Source organism: Alloalcanivorax xenomutans (genome assembly GCF_032810065.1).
Classification (GTDB): domain Bacteria; phylum Pseudomonadota; class Gammaproteobacteria; order Pseudomonadales; family Alcanivoracaceae; genus Alloalcanivorax; species Alloalcanivorax xenomutans.
Genome location: NZ_CP136538.1, coordinates 4,137,819 through 4,153,935, shown reverse-complemented (window position 1 = coordinate 4,153,935; position 16,117 = coordinate 4,137,819). Strand labels below are relative to the sequence as shown.

The window sequence follows — 16,117 nt, the reverse complement described above, 5'->3', positions numbered from 1 at the left end:
ATTGTCTTGTTTTCCGATTGGTGTGTATTTTTATCCCAACGCCCGCACCAGCATGGCCACCAGTTCGGTTTGCTTGCGATAGCCGTTTTTGGCCAGCAGGTTCTTGATGTGCTGGCGGGCGGTATGGATGGATATTTGTTTTTCTTCGGCGATCGCGCCGGCACCCAGGCCCTGGATCAATGCCGCCGCCACGGCGGCTTCCGCCGGGGTGCATTGAAACAGGGTTTGTATCCGTTCCAGGTCCGGCACCGGCTCTATATCGAAACTGAACAGTTCCGCGAGAACACCGTTGTTTTCGACACTTTCGGCGACCAGCGGTGTCAGGCAGATGGCAAGGCGCTCAGGTCCGTTGTGGATAAACAGGGTGGGGGTGTCCAGATGGCCCTTGTGGGAATGCACAATGCAGGTGCTGATGGCGTCGTGCAATTTGCGACTCAGGCGTTTGTCACTGCTGTGCAGACGCTGGTCTTCACCTATGAAGAGGTTGCCGGTGTGGGTCAGCAGGTTTCGGGCGGCATCATTGGCCTGGGCAATGCTGCCCAGCGCGTTGAATACCACCAGCGGCTTGTTTACATGGTTAAGCGCCATGGCCAGGTTTTCGTTGTCGCTGTTTGATTGGTACAGCTTCAGGTGCAGGGCAACGGCATTCTCGATATGCGGGGCCAGCAGGTTCATCTGCAGGAGTTCGTCATCGGTATAAGGCCCGAAATCCTGGTGGCGGTTGGCCATGAAGACCACATTGGTGCCGTTTTCCCGGGTCACCAGCATGCCGGCGCTGTCGCCCATGCCCACTGCTTCCGCCCAGGCCCTGCTTTCCGGGCCGAGGATATCGAGGATGGTGCGGCTGCTATCGCCGCCCAGAAAAGAATCGAACTGTCGCGGGGGGAGCTGCGCATAGCGGGTCAGGGCTTCGTCTTTTTCCGGCAAGTCGCTGTTGATATACCACTCCTCGAACCCTTCCGGGTAGCCGAAGGTCCAGCCGTACACCATGCGCTGCGGATTGGAGGTAACCCCGAGAACCCCTCCCTGTAAAGCCTTGAAGTGTTGTTGAAAGGCATCGAAGAAAGACTGAAAGCCGGTATTGTCGTGCAGGCATCGGTACAGGGTGCTTACCAATTTGTTGTACGCCTGAAGTGTGTTCCCATCCAGTGATGGAAAAGGCAGGCTGGCGTCCTGGTCCGACCGGGGAACCATCGTCAGGTCTTGCGTTTTCACTGTTTTAACTCCTGGCTAGCTGATCTGCACGACCCCGGACAACAGAGTGCGGATCACATCCTGCTGCTTATTAACACCCATTTTCAGGTAAATGCTTTTCAGTTGGCTGCGAATGGTCTCCACACTGACTCCATGCTGCTCACTGATCTGCATGGTGGACAGGCCGTTGACCAACCCCATGGCGACACTGGCTTCGGTGGGCGTCATGTCATACAGAGAGCGCAACGCCTCGGCCGGCAGATTGAAGGTGGAATCCGGGTCGCACAGGTACAATGCCACGCCGCCGGCGGACTGGTCCTCATGGTCCGGGGAGTTTTCCAGTGGCGCGAGCATCAGGTTGAGGGCGTGTTCCCGGTCAGGATGATGGAGACCAATAGCCTGATTACGAGTGGTGACGTCCCGTCGGTCGGTCGTGACCAGTTGGGCCAGCAAGGCCTGAAAGTGCTGGTTTTCCTGCGGATAGTGGGCATGTATCTGACCATTGCTATTGATGGTCAATGCCTTGTGCTGCGAGAGCAGGGCTTCGGCGACCGGATTGCGGTAGTTCACAAGACCATCCGGCCCGAGGATGATCAATCCGGTCATGAAACGCCCCAAAGCGGACTCGAGAGTCTGCTGCCGACAGCGCAGGCGGTGGAATTCCTTGTGAATGCGCAGTGCTCTTTTGAAATGGGGATAGAGTTGCTGCAAGGTCAGGCAGTCATCGTCGGAGAACGGCGCGGCCTGAAATGAGCGGTGCAGGCCGATCCCCACATGCCATTCATCGTCGTTGTAGACATTCATGGCAGCCAGAAAACCGATGTCATTGGGTTTGAGCACCAGCCGGTAATAGAAGGGATGCTCGGTGCGTACATCTTCCGCCCGGATAAGCTGGCGGGCTTTGCCCAGCGGCGCGCGGCGTTGCAGTTGAAACGTGTAGTCGTATCGGGATATGCCGAAGCGATAGGCCGCTCGTACCGGTTTGGGCAGGCCGTGGGCACCGATCATGCCGCGGGTTCGGCCCTCATGATCTTCCAGAAAGATGGCTCCGGAGCGGGCATTGAGCAGTTGGCACAGGCCAGTAGCCACTGCGTCCCAGTGCCCCGGATTGTAGGAGGCTTCGTAGATTTCCCCAACAAAACCAAGTAGCTCGTTGGTCAATGAACAATTCTCCGTGGTGCCGGCTTCAGTTGAGCTGGAAGCGCGGAGGTCGACGATACGTTTGGCCCTGATCGGAGATTCTTCTCTTATGAAAAGGGCGTGTTTTAAACAATATAGGCGACCAGATAAAAATGTGAAATATGTCACATGTTTCGTTCGGAGAGGCGGTCCCGGTAAACCGTCCGCGAAAGGGGCTGGGTTCTTGGCATTATCTCTAATGGAGATGTTACTCTCTTCAGTCATTGCGAAAAGAGATTTAAGGCATGCTGATCCGATCCTTGGAAATCTTTCAGGCCGTGGTGGAGAGCGGCAGTTTCAGTGCCGCCGCCGAGCGCCTGCACACGGTGCAGTCCAATGTCACCGCCCACATCAAGAAGCTGGAAAGCGAGTTGGGAGTGCGCGTGTTGGAGCGCCGCAATCCGGTGGCGCTCACTTCCGCGGGGCACCAGCTGCTGGGATACGCTCGCCGAATCGGCGATTTGCACAGTGAGGCGCTGAATCACTTCAAGGGAGGTGGCGAACCCACCGGAGAATTGCGCCTGGGCAGCATGGAAACCACCGCCGCCGTGCATTTGCCGAAAGTGCTGCCCGCCTTCAGCCGGCGCTGGCCGGCGGTCTCCTTGAATTTGCGCACCAGTCCTTCCGCCTGCTTGCTGGACGAACTTCGCGAGGGGCGCCTGGACGCCGCGTTCGTAATTGCCGGTAACGTCGGCGACGGTCTGATCATGAGGCCGGTGTTCCGTGAACGGTTGGTACTGGTGAGTGGGCGGCCGCTCGATGGCGTGCCGGGCGCGGCGGAGTTGTCTCGCACTTCCTTTTTGTCCTTCCGCCAGGGCTGTGGTTACCGGCAGACGGTGTCGGTGCTGCTGGCGGAGCAGGGCGCGCCCCCTGCGCCGATCCATGAATTGGGCAGCCTGGACGCCATTCTGGGCTGTGTCAGCTCGGGTATGGGGCTGGCGGTATTGCCGGAATCCACGGTGCGCCAGTACCGCCATCGCTATCCGTTGCACTCGGTGGCCCTGCCGGAAGCGTTGTCGGCGGTGACCACCGCCATCGCCACCGCCGAGGAGAATACCTGGAGCCGGCCGTTGCGGGCCTTCATGGAAGGGCCCTGGTTACCGGATCTGGACGAGCCGTCGCGGCCAGCGTTGGCTTCGGTATAGTCCGGTAATGATCGGTTTGGCCATGACAAAATAGTCGGTTCTGACGAATACCCGCCGTCTTCTCCCAGGCAACATCAAGGGTTGACGCCTGCCGGGCGACATCCAAAAAACAACAACACTAGGAGAGGTTCATGAACACGGAAGCCAGTCTGCGCCATCCGGGTCTGCACGCGCGGGTGAAACCCGATCATCCCGCCGTGATTCTGGCGGATACCGGTCGCAGTATGAGTTATGCGGAGCTGGACGCCTTCGCCAACCGCCTGGCCCGGGTGCTGCAGAACGAGGGGCTGGATTACGGCGATCACATCGCCTGTTTGCTGGAAAACCGCCTGGAGTGTCCGGCTGTCCAGTGGGGCGGCCATTATGCCGGTCTGTATTACACCTTCGTCAGCACCCGGCTGAAACCGGAAGAAGTGCTCTATATCCTTGAGGATTGCGAGGCCCGGGTGGTGATCCTCAGTGCGCAAACCGCCACCCCGGAACTGGTTGAAGCCATTGGTGAGCTGCCATTGGCGCCGAAGATCTTCATGCTGGATGAGCCGTTACCGGGATGTGAGTCCCTGGAACAGGCCATGGAAACGCAATCTCCGGAGGCGCTGCCCGGCGCCCGGGAAGGCAGCGACATGCTCTATTCTTCCGGCACCACCGGCCGTCCCAAGGGCGTGAAACCGGAAATCAGCGGCTTGCCGGTGGGCAGCACCGAAACCCTTGCGGGACTGATCGAGCTGGCGTTCGGTGGCAATGGTGACATGGTCTACCTGTCGCCGGCGCCGTATTACCATGCCGCGCCGCTGAAATGGACCCGTGGCGTGCTGGTGCTCGGCGGCACCGCGGTGATCATGGAGAAATTCGATCCTGAGCGGGCGCTGGAGAACATCCAGAAGTACAAGGTCACCCATAGTCAGTGGGTGCCGACCATGTTCCACCGCATGCTGCACCTGCCCGAGGAGGTGCGTAACCGCTATGACGTTTCCAGCCTGAAAATGGCGGTGCACGCGGCGGCGCCCTGTCCGGTGACCACCAAGCAGGCGATGATCGACTGGTGGGGCCCGGTGATTTATGAGTACTACGGCAGCACCGAGGGCGCCGGTCTGACCATGACCAACAGCGAGGACTGGAAGAGACACACCGGCACCGTGGGCAAGGCGATCTACGGTACCCTGCATATCGTCGACGAGGAAACCGGCGAGGAACTGCCCGTTGGCCAGGAAGGTGCCATCTACTTCTCCGGCGGCCATCCGTTCGAATACCACAAGGATCCGTCCAAGACCGCCGAGGCGCACAATGACAGGGGCTGGGCCTGTGTCGGTGATATCGGCTGGTTGGATGAGGACGGCTATCTGTATCTCACCGACCGCAAGAGCAACATGATCATTTCCGGCGGCGTCAACATCTACCCGCAGGAGGTGGAAAACACCCTGATGGGACATCGCGCCGTATTCGATGTGGCGGTGATCGGTATCCCCAATGAGGAGATGGGGGAATCCGTGCACGCCATCGTGCAGTCCCGGGAGGACAGGCCTGGCACCGCGGAACTGGCCGCGGAGCTGCTGAGTTTCTGCCGTGAGAAACTGTCGTCAATCAAGTGTCCGCGCACGCTGGAATTCCGTGACGCGCTGCCGCGTGAACCCAACGGCAAGCTGCTGAAGCGGTTGCTCAGGGATGAGTATCGAGAGGGTAAGAGGAAAGCGGAGGGCTTCTTCAGTCTTTAGATAAAGCGCGCAGGCGTGCCCGCGTGTCGCGGGCACGCCAAAAACGAGCAATAGGCGACTTAGTGGTCGTGGCCGTCCGGCCCGTGCACGTGGCCGTGCTGTTGCTCTTCTTCGCTGGATTCGCGGATATCGGTGATTTCCACGGCGAAGTTCAGGGTTTCCCCGGCCAGCGGATGGTTGCCGTCGATGGTGACCTGATCGCCATTCACCTCGGTGATGGTGAAGATGCGCGGGCCGGCTTCCGTTTGTGCCTGGAATTGCATGCCCGGTTGCAGCTCATCGCCGGCGCCTTCGAAGGCGGAGGCCGGAACCTGCTGAATCAGGCCGTCGTGACGCTCGCCGTAGCCTTCTTCCGGCGCCACGGTCACGTCCAGCTTGTCGCCCACTTCCTTGCCCACCAACGCCTTTTCCAGACCGGGGATGATGTTGCCGTGACCGTGCAGATAGGTCAGCGGCTCCTGCCGTTGGTGGGAGGAGTCGATGGTCTGACCGGCGTTGTTGGTCAGGGTGTAGTGGAACGCCACCACCTTGTTGTCTGCAATTTGCATGGGTGCCCTTTTCGGGTTGATGAATTTTGGGCGGGAACCGTTCCCGCGCCCGCATACCGGCATGGTAACAGGGCAGCGACGGCCGTGACCAATCGCCGGCTGGCTGCGTGCCAGCGCCCCGGACGTTATAATCGGCTCCGCTTGCCGTGTCACCGGCCTGTGCCATTGGTGCCTTGCCCCCGGGACCGGACGGGTCCGATACACTTTGAAAGGGTTTTCGCCGTTTCTTTACGGAGCTGTTCCGGCATCATGGGGGTCGGATATGGAGAATGCCCGACCATGAAAACCCTGCCGCAGCTTTTCACCAACAACGAACAGTGGCGCCATCAGGTGGAGGAAGAACACCCCGGTTTCTTCCGTACCCTGGTGGGCCAGCAAAACCCGGAATTCCTGTGGATCGGCTGTGCCGATTCCCGCGTCCCCGCCAATGAAATCGTCGGTCTGATGCCTGGCGAATTGTTCGTGCACCGCAATGTGGCCAATCTGGTGCATCACACCGATTTCAATCTGCTCTCGGTGCTGCAATTCGCCGTGGAAGTACTCAAGGTCAAGCATGTGATGGTGGTGGGCCATTACGGTTGTGGTGGCGTGCGTGCCGCCATGGAAGACCAGCCTCACGGGTTGATCGACAACTGGATCCGCCAAGTGCGGGAGCTGTATCTGCGCCACCGCAAACAGCTGGCGGACCTGGACCCCACCGCCCGCCTTGACCGCATGTGCGAGCTGAACGTGGCCCGTCAGGTGATCAACGTTTCCAATACCACGGTGGTGCAGGAAGCCTGGCGCCGCGAGCAGCCCCTGACCATCCACGGCTGGATTTACGGCATCGGTGATGGTCGTCTCGGTGATCTGGGCATCGAGGTGGACAACAATGCCCACCTGCGTGAATTGGAAAGCCAGGAATTCGAGGTATAGGAAATGGTGGCCCCATGCGGGGCCACTTCCCTTCTTAATGGTGATGGGTGTGACCGGTCTCCTCCGCTTGTTGCAGCAACGTCCGCCATTCCTCCTGGCTCAGTTCCGGCAAGACGCTGAGCAAAGCGACCTGGTCCCACAGGGCCTCGTCGTCATGACTTTGTCCCCAGGCCGGCATGCCGCTCATTTTTAGGCCATGTTTGATCACCCAGAACGCACCACCGGGATCGTGAATGCCGTGCCGGGTGAAATCCGGTGGCACGGGATAGAGCCCATCCCTCAAGGCGGTGCCCCCGGTTCCGGGAGCCAGATGGCAGCCACTGCACATCTCGTCATAGGAAGGTGCCGCTCGAAGCAGGCGTTCGCGGGACGACAGGTCGTCCGGAACGGTGATGTCGGCGCCGCGCCGTTCCACCGCTTGATGGCGGGCGACTGAAATCACCTTTTCCGTGAGCGACCAATGGGGTTGGTCCGCGGCGAAGTTATAGAACCCGCCGAAGACCATCAGGGCCACCGTGAAGGAAACGATGGCAATGGCCGCTAGGAGTGTATAAAGAACCGTTTTCATGGCGCCTCCTGGTGCCAGACCTGAATTAGTACCAGACCCGGATACCGGCCACCAGCATGGTATCACTGGTGTCCTCGCCGTGGTCACGGGCGAAGTCGGCGGTGTCGCCGAATTTCTTCTCCCAATGTACGCCAATGTAAGGGGCGAACTCGCGGCGGATTTCATAGCGCAACCGCAATCCCGCTTCCACCGTGGCGAGCCCCTGGCCGATACCGAGGTCCCGATCCTCCTTGCCGTACAGGCTGGCTTCCACTTCCGGAGTCAGGATCAGCCGCTGCGTGAACAGCAACTCGTATTCCGCTTCCAGACGCAGTTCGCTGTGGCCGGATTCGCCCAGGAACAGGTTGGCCTCGGTCTCGAAGAAGTAGGGAGCAACACCCATCACCCCGACACTGACCCAGTCCTGGTTGGGATCGTCCGGTTGCCAGTCCCGGCGTACACCCAGTTGCCAGTCCCAGTAAGGCGCGAAGGCACGGCTCCAGGCCAGCCGGGTTTCCAGACTCTCGGTTTCGCCGCCCCGGTCCATGAGCCGCTCGCCCTCGGTGGCGAAATACAGCTTGTTGATGTCACCGCCGTACCAGGCGTTGGCGGACCAGGCCGCCACCGTGCCGTCGTCGGCGTCGCGGGCTTCCAACTGGTCCACCAGGATTTGACCGAAGCGGGCGGGCACGCCCTCCATGGCCTGGGCGGAGGTGGTGGTAAACAGGGCGAAGAGGGCGAGCAGGGCGGAGAGGGCGCCGTTGGTGATTGTCAGTGATTTCATGAGTGGCCCTCCTGGTGCTGGTGCCGCGATTGCGGTGGCGGTACTACTCGAACCTCCCGGAACATGCCCGCCTCCATGTGATAGAGCAGGTGGCAATGGTAGGCCCAGCGTCCCAGGGCATCGGCGCGCACCAGATAGCTGAGTTTTTCTCCGGGTTTCACCAACAGGGTGTGTTTGCGCAGCAGGCGCCCGTCTCCCAGTTCCAGATCGCTCCACAGACCGTGCAGGTGGATCGGGTGGTGCATCATGGTGTCGTTCACCAGGGTCAGCCGCACCCGCTCGTTGTGATACAGCTCGAGCGGCTCGGCATCGGCGAACGGGATGCCGTTGAAACTCCACATGTAGCGTTCCATGTTGCCGGTGAGGTGCAACACGATTTCCCGCTCCGGCCGCGTGCTGTCGGGCAAACCGTGGGCGTATTCCAGGTCGGCGTAGGTGAGTACTTTCCAGTCCCGGTCGCGCAGGCCGATGCCGGGATCGTCGAGCATCGGCGCCGGAGACATGGCACGCATGTCCACGCCAGGACCGTATTCGCTGTCTGCGTGTTCCGTGGCGCTTTGTCGGGCCGGCAGATCCGGGTTGTCCGCCGAGACCGCGAAGGGCACGGCGGCGTTGGTGTCGTGGTTGGCGTGCCCCATGGCCGAGTGGTCCATCCCGCTCTGCGTGCCGTGGCTCATCCCTTGATGGTTCATGCTTCCATGATCCATGCCGCCGGACATATCGCCATGGTTCATATCCCCATGGTCCATGCCGCCATGATTCATGCGAGAGTGGTCCATGGTCTTCATGGCGCCACTGTCGTGTCCCATGACTCCGTGATCCATGGCGCCCATGCCCATTTCCCGGTGCCCGAGCAGCGGCACCGGGTCCAGCTCCGGCACTTCGGCACTGAGAGAGGGATCCGGCGTCAGGGTGCCGCGGGCGTAGCCGGACCGGTCGATGGTTTGCGCGAACAGGGTATAGGCGCGGTGATCCTTCGGCTCGACGATTACGTCCAGGGTTTCCGCCACGCCCAGGCGGCACTCGTGGAAGCGCACCGGTTTCACCGGTTGGCCGTCCATGGCCACCACGGTCATGTCCAGACCGGGGATGCGCAAGTCGAAGATGGTCATGGCGCTGGCGTTGATGAAGCGCAGCTTGATGCGCTCGCCGGGCTCGAAGCGGGCCTGCCAGTTGGCGGCCGGGGTATGGCCGTTGACCAGGAAGCTGTAGGTGTAACCGGTCACATCCGCCAGATCGGTCTCGCTCATGCGCATCCGGTTCCACATGTGGCGATCCTTGAGCGTCCGCACCACGCCTTTCTCACGGAAATCCCTCAGCGTGTCGAACAGCGTCCGTTCGCTGAAATTGTAGTAGTGGCTGAGTTTTTTCAGCGTGGCATAGATGCGCTTGGGGTCCTGGTCACTCCAGTCGGAAAGCACCACCGCGTAATCGCGATCCACCGTATGCGGGTCCGGTTCCGCCGGATCAATAATCAGGCCGCCGTACAGGCCGGTCTGCTCCTGAAAACCGGAATGGCTGTGATACCAGTAGGTTCCGCTCTGCCGCAGCGGAAACTGATAGGTGAAGGTCTCGCCGGGGGCGATGCCGTCGAAGGACAACCCCGGCACGCCGTCCATCTGGAACGGCAGCAGCAGGCCGTGCCAGTGGATCGAAGTGGTTTCCGGCAGATGGTTGGTTACTCTCAATGTCACCGTCTCGCCTTCGCGCCAGCGCAGGGTCGGCGCCGGCAGGCTGCCGTTGACCAGGGTGGCGGGCCGGTTGCGGCCGGTCAGATTCACATCGGCGGCGCCGATGTTCAGTTGGAATTGGTTGCCACGCAGCTCCGGCGCGCCGGTCTGGCCCTGGCGGGCGAACAATTGTGTCGGGGTTAGCCCCAGGCCCAGAGCGGTGCCGCCCAGGGCCAGCCCCTGCACGAAGCGACGGCGGGGCAGGGAAAAAGACGTCGTCATAAGACGTTCTCCTCAATAGAAAACTAAAGACGCCACCCGTATGCGGGGGCGTGTGTTTCGATGGGAAAACAGTCTAGATGGACGGCGGGCGCCACGGTGGCGTGGGGAAACCGGCGAACCGCTGGCCGGGGGAGGCGAGGCGATCCGAGGCGGGTCGTTGAGGTGCTCGGACCGAACTGGCCTCGGTGGTCAAGGCACCGCCCTGACAGGCCTGCAGGCAAGTGCAGCCTTCCGCGTCGCCGGCGTGGTGAGGGCAGGGATGATGCTCCCGCATCTCGCCGCTGGCGCAGGGGTGATCGCCGCCATGGTGGGAAGCCATGGCGGGGGCCGGGCTCAGCAGAACCCAGGCCATCAATAATCCGGCGAGCAGCGTTGCCACGGGCCGGAAGGCGGCGGAAACGGGAATCATGGTGTGCTTATACAACCCCGGGGTCACCCCCGGGTCAAGCCTTATTCAAGCCGGCGCAGGAACCGCTTTTTCGCTCTGGAGCAGGTCGTGATCGTCCGCTGTCCCGGTCCGTGGCGGGGTCTTGACCTGAAAGCGGGCCACATACAGGCGCAGTTGCTGGCTCTGGTCCGCCAGGCGCTGGGCGGCGGAGAAGCTTTCCTGCACCAGCCGGGCGTTTTGCTGGGTCATCATGTCCATTTGCGTGATGGCTTCGTTGGCCTGGCCGATGCCCTGGCTTTGCTCATTGGAGGCGGTGGAGATTTCGCTCACCAGGGTGCTGAGACGGCCAATGTCCGCCACCATGCCGGTGATGATCTCGCCGGTGCCGCGCACCTGCTGGCTGCCGGTGGCGACCAGGGCGCCGGCGCTTTCGATCAAGGTCTTGATCTCGCCGGCGGCCTCGGCACTGCGGCTGGCCAGATTGCGCACTTCTTCCGCCACCACCGCGAACCCGCGGCCCTGCTCGCCGGCGCGGGCCGCTTCCACGGAAGCGTTGAGAGCAAGAATATTGGTCTGGAACGCGATCTCGTCGATGGCATCGACGATGGTGCTCATCTGCTCGGCACTGTCGTGGATGCTGCCCATAGTCTGGATCACGGTATCCATGGCCTCGCTGCCGCGGCGGGCATCGCCGGCGGTACTGTTGGCCAGTTGCCGCGCCTGTTCGGCGTGGTCCGCGTTCTGCTGCACGGTGGTGGTGAGCTGTTCCATGCTGGCGGCGGTTTCGGTGAGTGAGGCGGCTTGCTGTTCGGTGCGAGTGGCCAACTCATCGTTGCCGGCCTTGATGTCTTCCACGGCGGTATTGACGATGTCGGCGCTGCGGTGAATGTCGCCCACGGTGGCGCCAAGGGACTGACGCATCCGTTCGATGTCGAACAGCAGGCTGCCGGTGTCACCGTCTTTCAACCGCGTGGGTTGGCTCAGGTCCCCTTCGCTGATATAGCGCACCGCTTCGGCGGCGTAACCGGGTTCGCCACCAAGCCGGCGCAGCACGCCGCGAATGATCGCGCCCATCAGCAGTGTCAGCGGAATCCCCAGGGCCAACAGGAACAGCAGCGATTGAGTGAGGCTGGCGTAGAAAGCGTCGTTGATGTCGTTGATGTAGACGCCGGCGCCCAGGTACCAGTCCCAGCGCGGGTAATGCACATGCAGGGACGACTTTTTCGCCAGGCCTTCCTGGCCGGGATGCACCCACAGGTAATCGACGAACCCGTCTCCGTTTTTCACCGCCTCCATGAACTCCCGGAACAGATAGCGCCCTTCCTCGTTCTGGTAGTCCCACATGTTGGTACCCTTGGCGAGACTGGGGTGGGTCAACATCCGGTGATTCTCATCGAAGGCGTACAGATAACCACGCCCTTCGTCATAGGTCATATCGCGAATCAGTTCCTCGGCGCGCTGCCGGGCCTCGGTTTCGCTGATGGCGCCGGAAGCGGCCAGCCGGGCCTGTCCGTCAATGGCATTGAGGGCTGAATCCACGTACTGGGACAGCCCGGTCTTGCGCTCGGTCAGAATGGTCTGGCGGTTTTCCCAGGCGGTCCAGCCCGCCAGGAGCAGCATCGCCAGCCATAGTAACCCGAGCATGCCCCACAGTTGTCGGGTCATGGTCCACTGCTTCATATCTGAGCCTCTTTATTGTTGTCTCCAAGAGAACTATCGGCAGAAGAGGCCGCAGGTTGATAGGCGCTATCCGGTCAAGGCGGTACCTCGCGAAACGCGCTGGCTGAGCAGCCAGCGCAGATCCTCGAAGCCGCGCCGCCACTCGCCGATACCGGAGGCACTGTTGATGTGACCCAGATCGCCGCCATTGCGAAACGCGCAGCCCCAATCCCGGGCCAGGCGGCGGGCTTCATCCAGGCTCATCCAGGGGTCGCTGGTGCTGGCCACCAGACGGGCCGGGACGGTCAGGGGGGCGGGCAGGCGTCGCGGCGAAGTCTCCGGCAGGGCCGGAGCCACCAACAACAATCCGGATACCCGCCGTGGCCGGGTTACGCTCCAGTGAGCCGCGGCCACACAGCCGAAGCCATGGGCAATAAGCACGAAGGGGGACGGTAAAGCGTCGGCGGCCAGGTCGAGGCGATCCAGCCAGAAGGCCAGCTCGGTGTTTTGCCAGTCCGGCAGGGTCAGGCTGTGCAGCCAGGGTAAATGGGTTTGCCAGCGCTGCTGCCAATGATCCGGATCGCTGCCATGCAGTCCGGGCACCAACAGTCCATGGAAGGGGGCGCTATCGCGGGCGGACATCGTCAATGCTCCCAGTGATAAGGAGAGGGAGCGTCAGCATAGGCAGGGGAGTTGTCGCTTTCTTTACCGGTGCGGGAAGAGGTGATGACAACCGCCCTTTCCAGTGTCGCCGGTGGGTGGAGGCGCCTTCAAGGGAAGGCGCCCCGCCGCCAGGTGGGGCCGGTTAGGCCTTCCGCTGGCGGTGCCAGCGCGCGCGCCTGCACGTGGCTGAGCCCGTGCCGCAGGGCGAGGTCAGTGGCCAGGCCCAGTTGCAGGGTGAACGGCGTGCCGAATCGTGCGGCGGCATCAAGCACGATGTCACGCCGTGACGCCTCCAGTTCGGGGGCCAGTTTCACCATGTTCGGGGCCAATGCGTCCCAAAGCGTGGCGGTCGGTGCCGAGGTCACGTTATCCAGGGCGATGCGATAGCCGTGGCGGCGATAGCTCTCCACTGCCTGGCGCGGGTCTCCGGTACCGGTGGGATCGTGACGGATCTCCAGGATCACCTGTTCCGGCGTCAGCCCGCACTGGCGCAGAATCTGTTCGAAGGCGAGGCCGTGATCCTGCCGTACGCTGGCCAGGTGGCGCGGGTGGATATTCAACGAGAGCAGGCCGCCCGTGTCCGGCTGCAGCAGAAAGTTCAACGCGTGCACCGTGCGGCACAGGCGGTCCAGATAGACAATCTCGTCGGCGCTGGTGGGAATCATGAACAGCGCCTGCGGTGATAACGGACCGCCCTTGCCGTGTACCGACAGCAACGCCTCATGACCGTAAACCCCTTCCTGGCAGAGAGGCAGGATCGGCTGGAAGCGGCTGCTCAGAACCAGGCCGGCGTAGTCGGCCACCACCGCATCACCCTGCATGCGCAGAGTGTCTCTAGGGGCAATGGCATCACCGTATTGGCGGCGTTGTTCACGATTGAAATAATCGACGAGGTCGTTCAAGGGCATGGCGGATCGATCCATGAAACGTCAATGGAATCGCCAGGATAAGGGGAAATCTTTTATGTTTAAAAAGAATAAATAAATAGAAATATATTACTTTTTGATCTTTTCGGTTTGTCGTTAGCATCGTCCCCATCATCGACAAAGGATGCCCACCCGACCTCGGGAGGCGTTGCTTTTCACTTCTGCGCAACGCTGTTTTGGAGAACACCGAATGAAACTCGGGAACGCACTGGGGATCGGCCTGTTGGGGGCACTGCCTTTGGTCGCGGGAGCCAACGGCCCGGCTTTGTACGGCAAGATCAATGTTTCGCTGGAGAACGTGGATTTCGAAGGCGCCAGCCTGGCCAGCGCTGGCGACAACGACCAGTGGGAACTGAATTCCAACGCCTCGCGCCTGGGGATCAAAGGGGATTTTGATCTTGAGGTGGGCGGCCTTAAAGCCCTCTACCTGGCGGAGTACGGCATCGACGTGGACGGCGACGATGACGACACCTTCAGCAAACGTAACATTTACGCCGGCCTGGCCGGGGCTTTCGGCACTCTGCGTGCCGGCAACATCGACAGCCCGCTGAAAAGCATCGAGGGCAAGGTCGATCAGTTCAATGACCTGTACGGTGACATTGACCATTTCCTTGGCGGGCAGACCCGTAACAAGAACAGCATCCAGTATCTGAGCCCGACGCTGCTGGGAGGCTTGTCGGTGCACGGCGCGTTCTCCCCGGGGGAACAGGAGGACACCGATGACGATGGCGAGCTGGACGATGATCTCGCCGATGTGGTGTCCCTGGCCCTGGCCTGGGAACGTAAAGGGTTCTATGCCGCTCTTGCCTACGAAAAAGATCAGGCGGCGCGGCGGGCGGTGGACGGGTTCAACCGGGCGGACATTCTGCGGGCGGTGACCACCTATCGCTGGCGGGCCCTGGAGCTGGGCGCGCTTTATCAGCAGGCCAAAGACACCGCGCCGGGCAGTGACCTGGAAGATCGTGGCTACCTGATCAGCGCCGCCTGGCATGTGGATGAGCGGCTTACGCTGAAAGCCCAGGGTGGTGAAAACCGTGGTGAAGAGACCGACGAAAAGCTGACGCTCTGGGCTCTCGGTGCCGACTACAGCCTGGGACGCAATACCGTGGCTTATCTGTATCTGTCGAATCTGGAGCGGGATGAGGCCGGCACCGAGGACCGTGCCGTTGGCACCGGTCTGGCCTTTAAATTCTGACATTCATTAACGAACGGAACCGAGGAGTACGCGACATGGCTCGGCCTGACACGCATCGCAACCCGGCGTCGGAAGAGGTGGATCTGGCCACACTGGTGACGTCGCTGATCAAGGATCTGCGCTTTGGCGCCGTGGAAATCATTGTCCACGAGGGCCGGGTAGTGCAGGTGGAACGCAAGGAAAAATACCGTTTCGACAAGCCGCGTTGAGCGGTTGAAACAACGCAATCCGGCTTGCGGCCGACCGGACCACCGGAGGTCTCCAACGCATTCGTGACACCCGATTTTTGTGGAGACTGCATCGTGAAGTTGACTCGCTTTTTTGCCGCGGCCGCGCTCGGCCTGGCTCTGTCCTCTCCGGCCCTGGCGGACCGGGAAATTCTCAACGTGTCCTACGACCCCACCCGGGAGTTGTACGAAGCGTTCAATAAAGAGTTTATCAATCACTGGAAGGAAGAAACCGGCGAAACGCTGGTGGTGCGCCAGTCCCACGGTGGCGCTGGCAAACAGACCCGCGCGGTCATCGATGGCCTGGAAGCGGACGTGGTGACCCTGGCGCTGGCCTACGACATTGACGCCATCGCCGAGAAGACCGGCAGGATTCCCGCCGACTGGCAGAAACGGTTGCCCAATAACAGCTCGCCTTATACGTCCACCATTGTGTTTCTGGTACGCAAGGGCAACCCGAAGGACCTCAAGGATTGGGACGACCTGGTGAAGCCAGGGGTCGAGGTGATCACGCCGAATCCGAAGACCTCCGGCGGCGCACGCTGGAATTACCTGGCCGGTTGGGCCTACGCCAAGGAGAAGTACGGTTCCGAGGACGCCGCCAGGGACTTCGTCACTAAACTCTACCAGCAGGTCCCGGTGCTGGACTCCGGCGCCCGTGGCTCCACCACCACCTTCGTGCAGCGGGGGATTGGCGATGTGCTGCTGGCCTGGGAAAACGAAGCACTGTTGGCGATCAACGAACTGGGCAAGGGTGAGTTCGAGATCGTGGTGCCTTCGGTGTCCATTCTGGCCGAACCGCCGGTGACGGTGGTCGACAAGAACGCCGAAAAGCATGGCACCACCGACGTGGCCAAAGCCTATTTGGAGTACCTCTATACCCCGGTTGGCCAGAAGCTGGCGGCGGAACACTACTACCGCCCCAGCGATCCGGAAGTGGCTCGTGAGTACGCCGACGCCTTCCCTGAAGTGAATCTGATCACCGTGGACAGCGCCTTTGGCGGCTGGCAGAAGGCGCAAGAGGCGCACTTCAACGACGGTGGCGTATTCGATCACATTTACCAACCCCGGTGAGCGGATAAC

16 protein-coding genes are annotated in these 16,117 nt (G+C 61.4%); 6 read left to right on the top strand and 10 right to left on the bottom strand.

Annotated features, from left to right (window positions below; genetic code table 11):
• Nucleotides 1-30 precede the first annotated feature (30 nt).
• Nucleotides 31-1,215: a helix-turn-helix transcriptional regulator gene (locus tag RYH70_RS19205; protein WP_116027828.1), complete on the bottom strand. Its 1,185-nt coding sequence runs from the start codon at nucleotides 1,213-1,215 to the stop codon at nucleotides 31-33.
• A 15-nt stretch (nucleotides 1,216-1,230) separates the two neighbouring features.
• Entirely contained in the window at nucleotides 1,231-2,355 is a 1,125-nt protein-coding gene (locus RYH70_RS19200; RefSeq protein WP_116027829.1) for a helix-turn-helix transcriptional regulator, read from the bottom strand.
• A 263-nt stretch (nucleotides 2,356-2,618) separates the two neighbouring features.
• Here RYH70_RS19200 and RYH70_RS19195 point away from each other — a divergent pair, with 263 nt between their 5' ends.
• Both RYH70_RS19195 and RYH70_RS19190 read left to right on the top strand, forming a co-directional pair.
• Entirely contained in the window at nucleotides 2,619-3,518 is a 900-nt protein-coding gene (locus tag RYH70_RS19195; protein WP_317009528.1) for a LysR substrate-binding domain-containing protein, read from the top strand.
• A 131-nt stretch (nucleotides 3,519-3,649) separates the two neighbouring features.
• Nucleotides 3,650-5,230, top strand: a complete 1,581-nt coding sequence (locus tag RYH70_RS19190; protein ID WP_022994831.1) for an acyl-CoA synthetase — start codon at nucleotides 3,650-3,652, stop codon at nucleotides 5,228-5,230.
• Nucleotides 5,231-5,289: 59 nt separating this feature from the next.
• Here RYH70_RS19190 and RYH70_RS19185 read toward each other — a convergent pair whose 3' ends face one another.
• Nucleotides 5,290-5,778 carry an FKBP-type peptidyl-prolyl cis-trans isomerase gene (locus RYH70_RS19185; RefSeq protein WP_022994832.1) on the bottom strand — a complete coding sequence of 163 codons (489 nt, stop codon included), beginning with the start codon at nucleotides 5,776-5,778 and terminating at the stop codon, nucleotides 5,290-5,292.
• Nucleotides 5,779-6,057: 279 nt separating this feature from the next.
• Here RYH70_RS19185 and can point away from each other — a divergent pair, with 279 nt between their 5' ends.
• Nucleotides 6,058-6,693, top strand: a complete 636-nt coding sequence (gene can, locus RYH70_RS19180) for a carbonate dehydratase (RefSeq protein WP_022994833.1) — start codon at nucleotides 6,058-6,060, stop codon at nucleotides 6,691-6,693.
• 34 nt (nucleotides 6,694-6,727) lie between these two features.
• Here the strand turns inward: can and RYH70_RS19175 are convergent, their stop codons facing one another.
• The 7 genes from RYH70_RS19175 to RYH70_RS19145 all read right to left on the bottom strand — a co-directional run bounded on the left by RYH70_RS19175 (nucleotide 6,728) and on the right by RYH70_RS19145 (nucleotide 13,594).
• On the bottom strand, nucleotides 6,728-7,261 hold the full coding sequence (locus RYH70_RS19175; protein ID WP_233917368.1) for a c-type cytochrome: 534 nt from the start codon (nucleotides 7,259-7,261) through the stop codon (nucleotides 6,728-6,730).
• Between the two features lie 25 nt (nucleotides 7,262-7,286).
• Nucleotides 7,287-8,024, bottom strand: a complete 738-nt coding sequence (locus tag RYH70_RS19170) for a copper resistance protein B (protein WP_317009527.1) — start codon at nucleotides 8,022-8,024, stop codon at nucleotides 7,287-7,289.
• Nucleotides 8,021-9,976 carry a copper resistance system multicopper oxidase gene (locus RYH70_RS19165; RefSeq protein ID WP_317009526.1) on the bottom strand — a complete coding sequence of 652 codons (1,956 nt, stop codon included), beginning with the start codon at nucleotides 9,974-9,976 and terminating at the stop codon, nucleotides 8,021-8,023. The genes RYH70_RS19170 and RYH70_RS19165 overlap by 4 nt, the downstream gene beginning before the upstream one ends.
• 73 nt (nucleotides 9,977-10,049) lie before the next feature.
• Nucleotides 10,050-10,385, bottom strand: coding sequence for a hypothetical protein (locus RYH70_RS19160; protein ID WP_316308938.1), 336 nt, complete (start codon nucleotides 10,383-10,385; stop codon nucleotides 10,050-10,052).
• 45 nt (nucleotides 10,386-10,430) lie between these two features.
• On the bottom strand, nucleotides 10,431-12,044 hold the full coding sequence (locus tag RYH70_RS19155) for a methyl-accepting chemotaxis protein (RefSeq protein ID WP_317009525.1): 1,614 nt from the start codon (nucleotides 12,042-12,044) through the stop codon (nucleotides 10,431-10,433).
• A gap of 66 nt (nucleotides 12,045-12,110) precedes the next feature.
• Nucleotides 12,111-12,665, bottom strand: coding sequence for an RBBP9/YdeN family alpha/beta hydrolase (locus RYH70_RS19150; protein WP_022994838.1), 555 nt, complete (start codon nucleotides 12,663-12,665; stop codon nucleotides 12,111-12,113).
• Nucleotides 12,666-12,793: 128 nt separating this feature from the next.
• Complete coding sequence (locus tag RYH70_RS19145) at nucleotides 12,794-13,594, bottom strand: EAL domain-containing protein (RefSeq protein WP_063141067.1); 801 nt, start codon at nucleotides 13,592-13,594, stop codon at nucleotides 12,794-12,796.
• A gap of 208 nt (nucleotides 13,595-13,802) precedes the next feature.
• On the opposite strand from RYH70_RS19145, the gene RYH70_RS19140 reads away from it, so the two are divergent.
• The 3 genes from RYH70_RS19140 (at nucleotide 13,803) to RYH70_RS19130 (ending at nucleotide 16,108) form a co-directional block, all read left to right on the top strand.
• Nucleotides 13,803-14,807, top strand: a complete 1,005-nt coding sequence (locus RYH70_RS19140) for a porin (protein ID WP_317009524.1) — start codon at nucleotides 13,803-13,805, stop codon at nucleotides 14,805-14,807.
• A gap of 35 nt (nucleotides 14,808-14,842) precedes the next feature.
• Nucleotides 14,843-15,016 carry a YezD family protein gene (locus RYH70_RS19135; RefSeq protein WP_080531678.1) on the top strand — a complete coding sequence of 58 codons (174 nt, stop codon included), beginning with the start codon at nucleotides 14,843-14,845 and terminating at the stop codon, nucleotides 15,014-15,016.
• Between the two features lie 99 nt (nucleotides 15,017-15,115).
• The gene (locus RYH70_RS19130; protein WP_449355851.1) at nucleotides 15,116-16,108 is read left to right on the top strand and encodes a sulfate ABC transporter substrate-binding protein; all 993 of its coding nucleotides are present in this window, start codon (nucleotides 15,116-15,118) and stop codon (nucleotides 16,106-16,108) included.
• Nucleotides 16,109-16,117 lie beyond the last annotated feature (9 nt).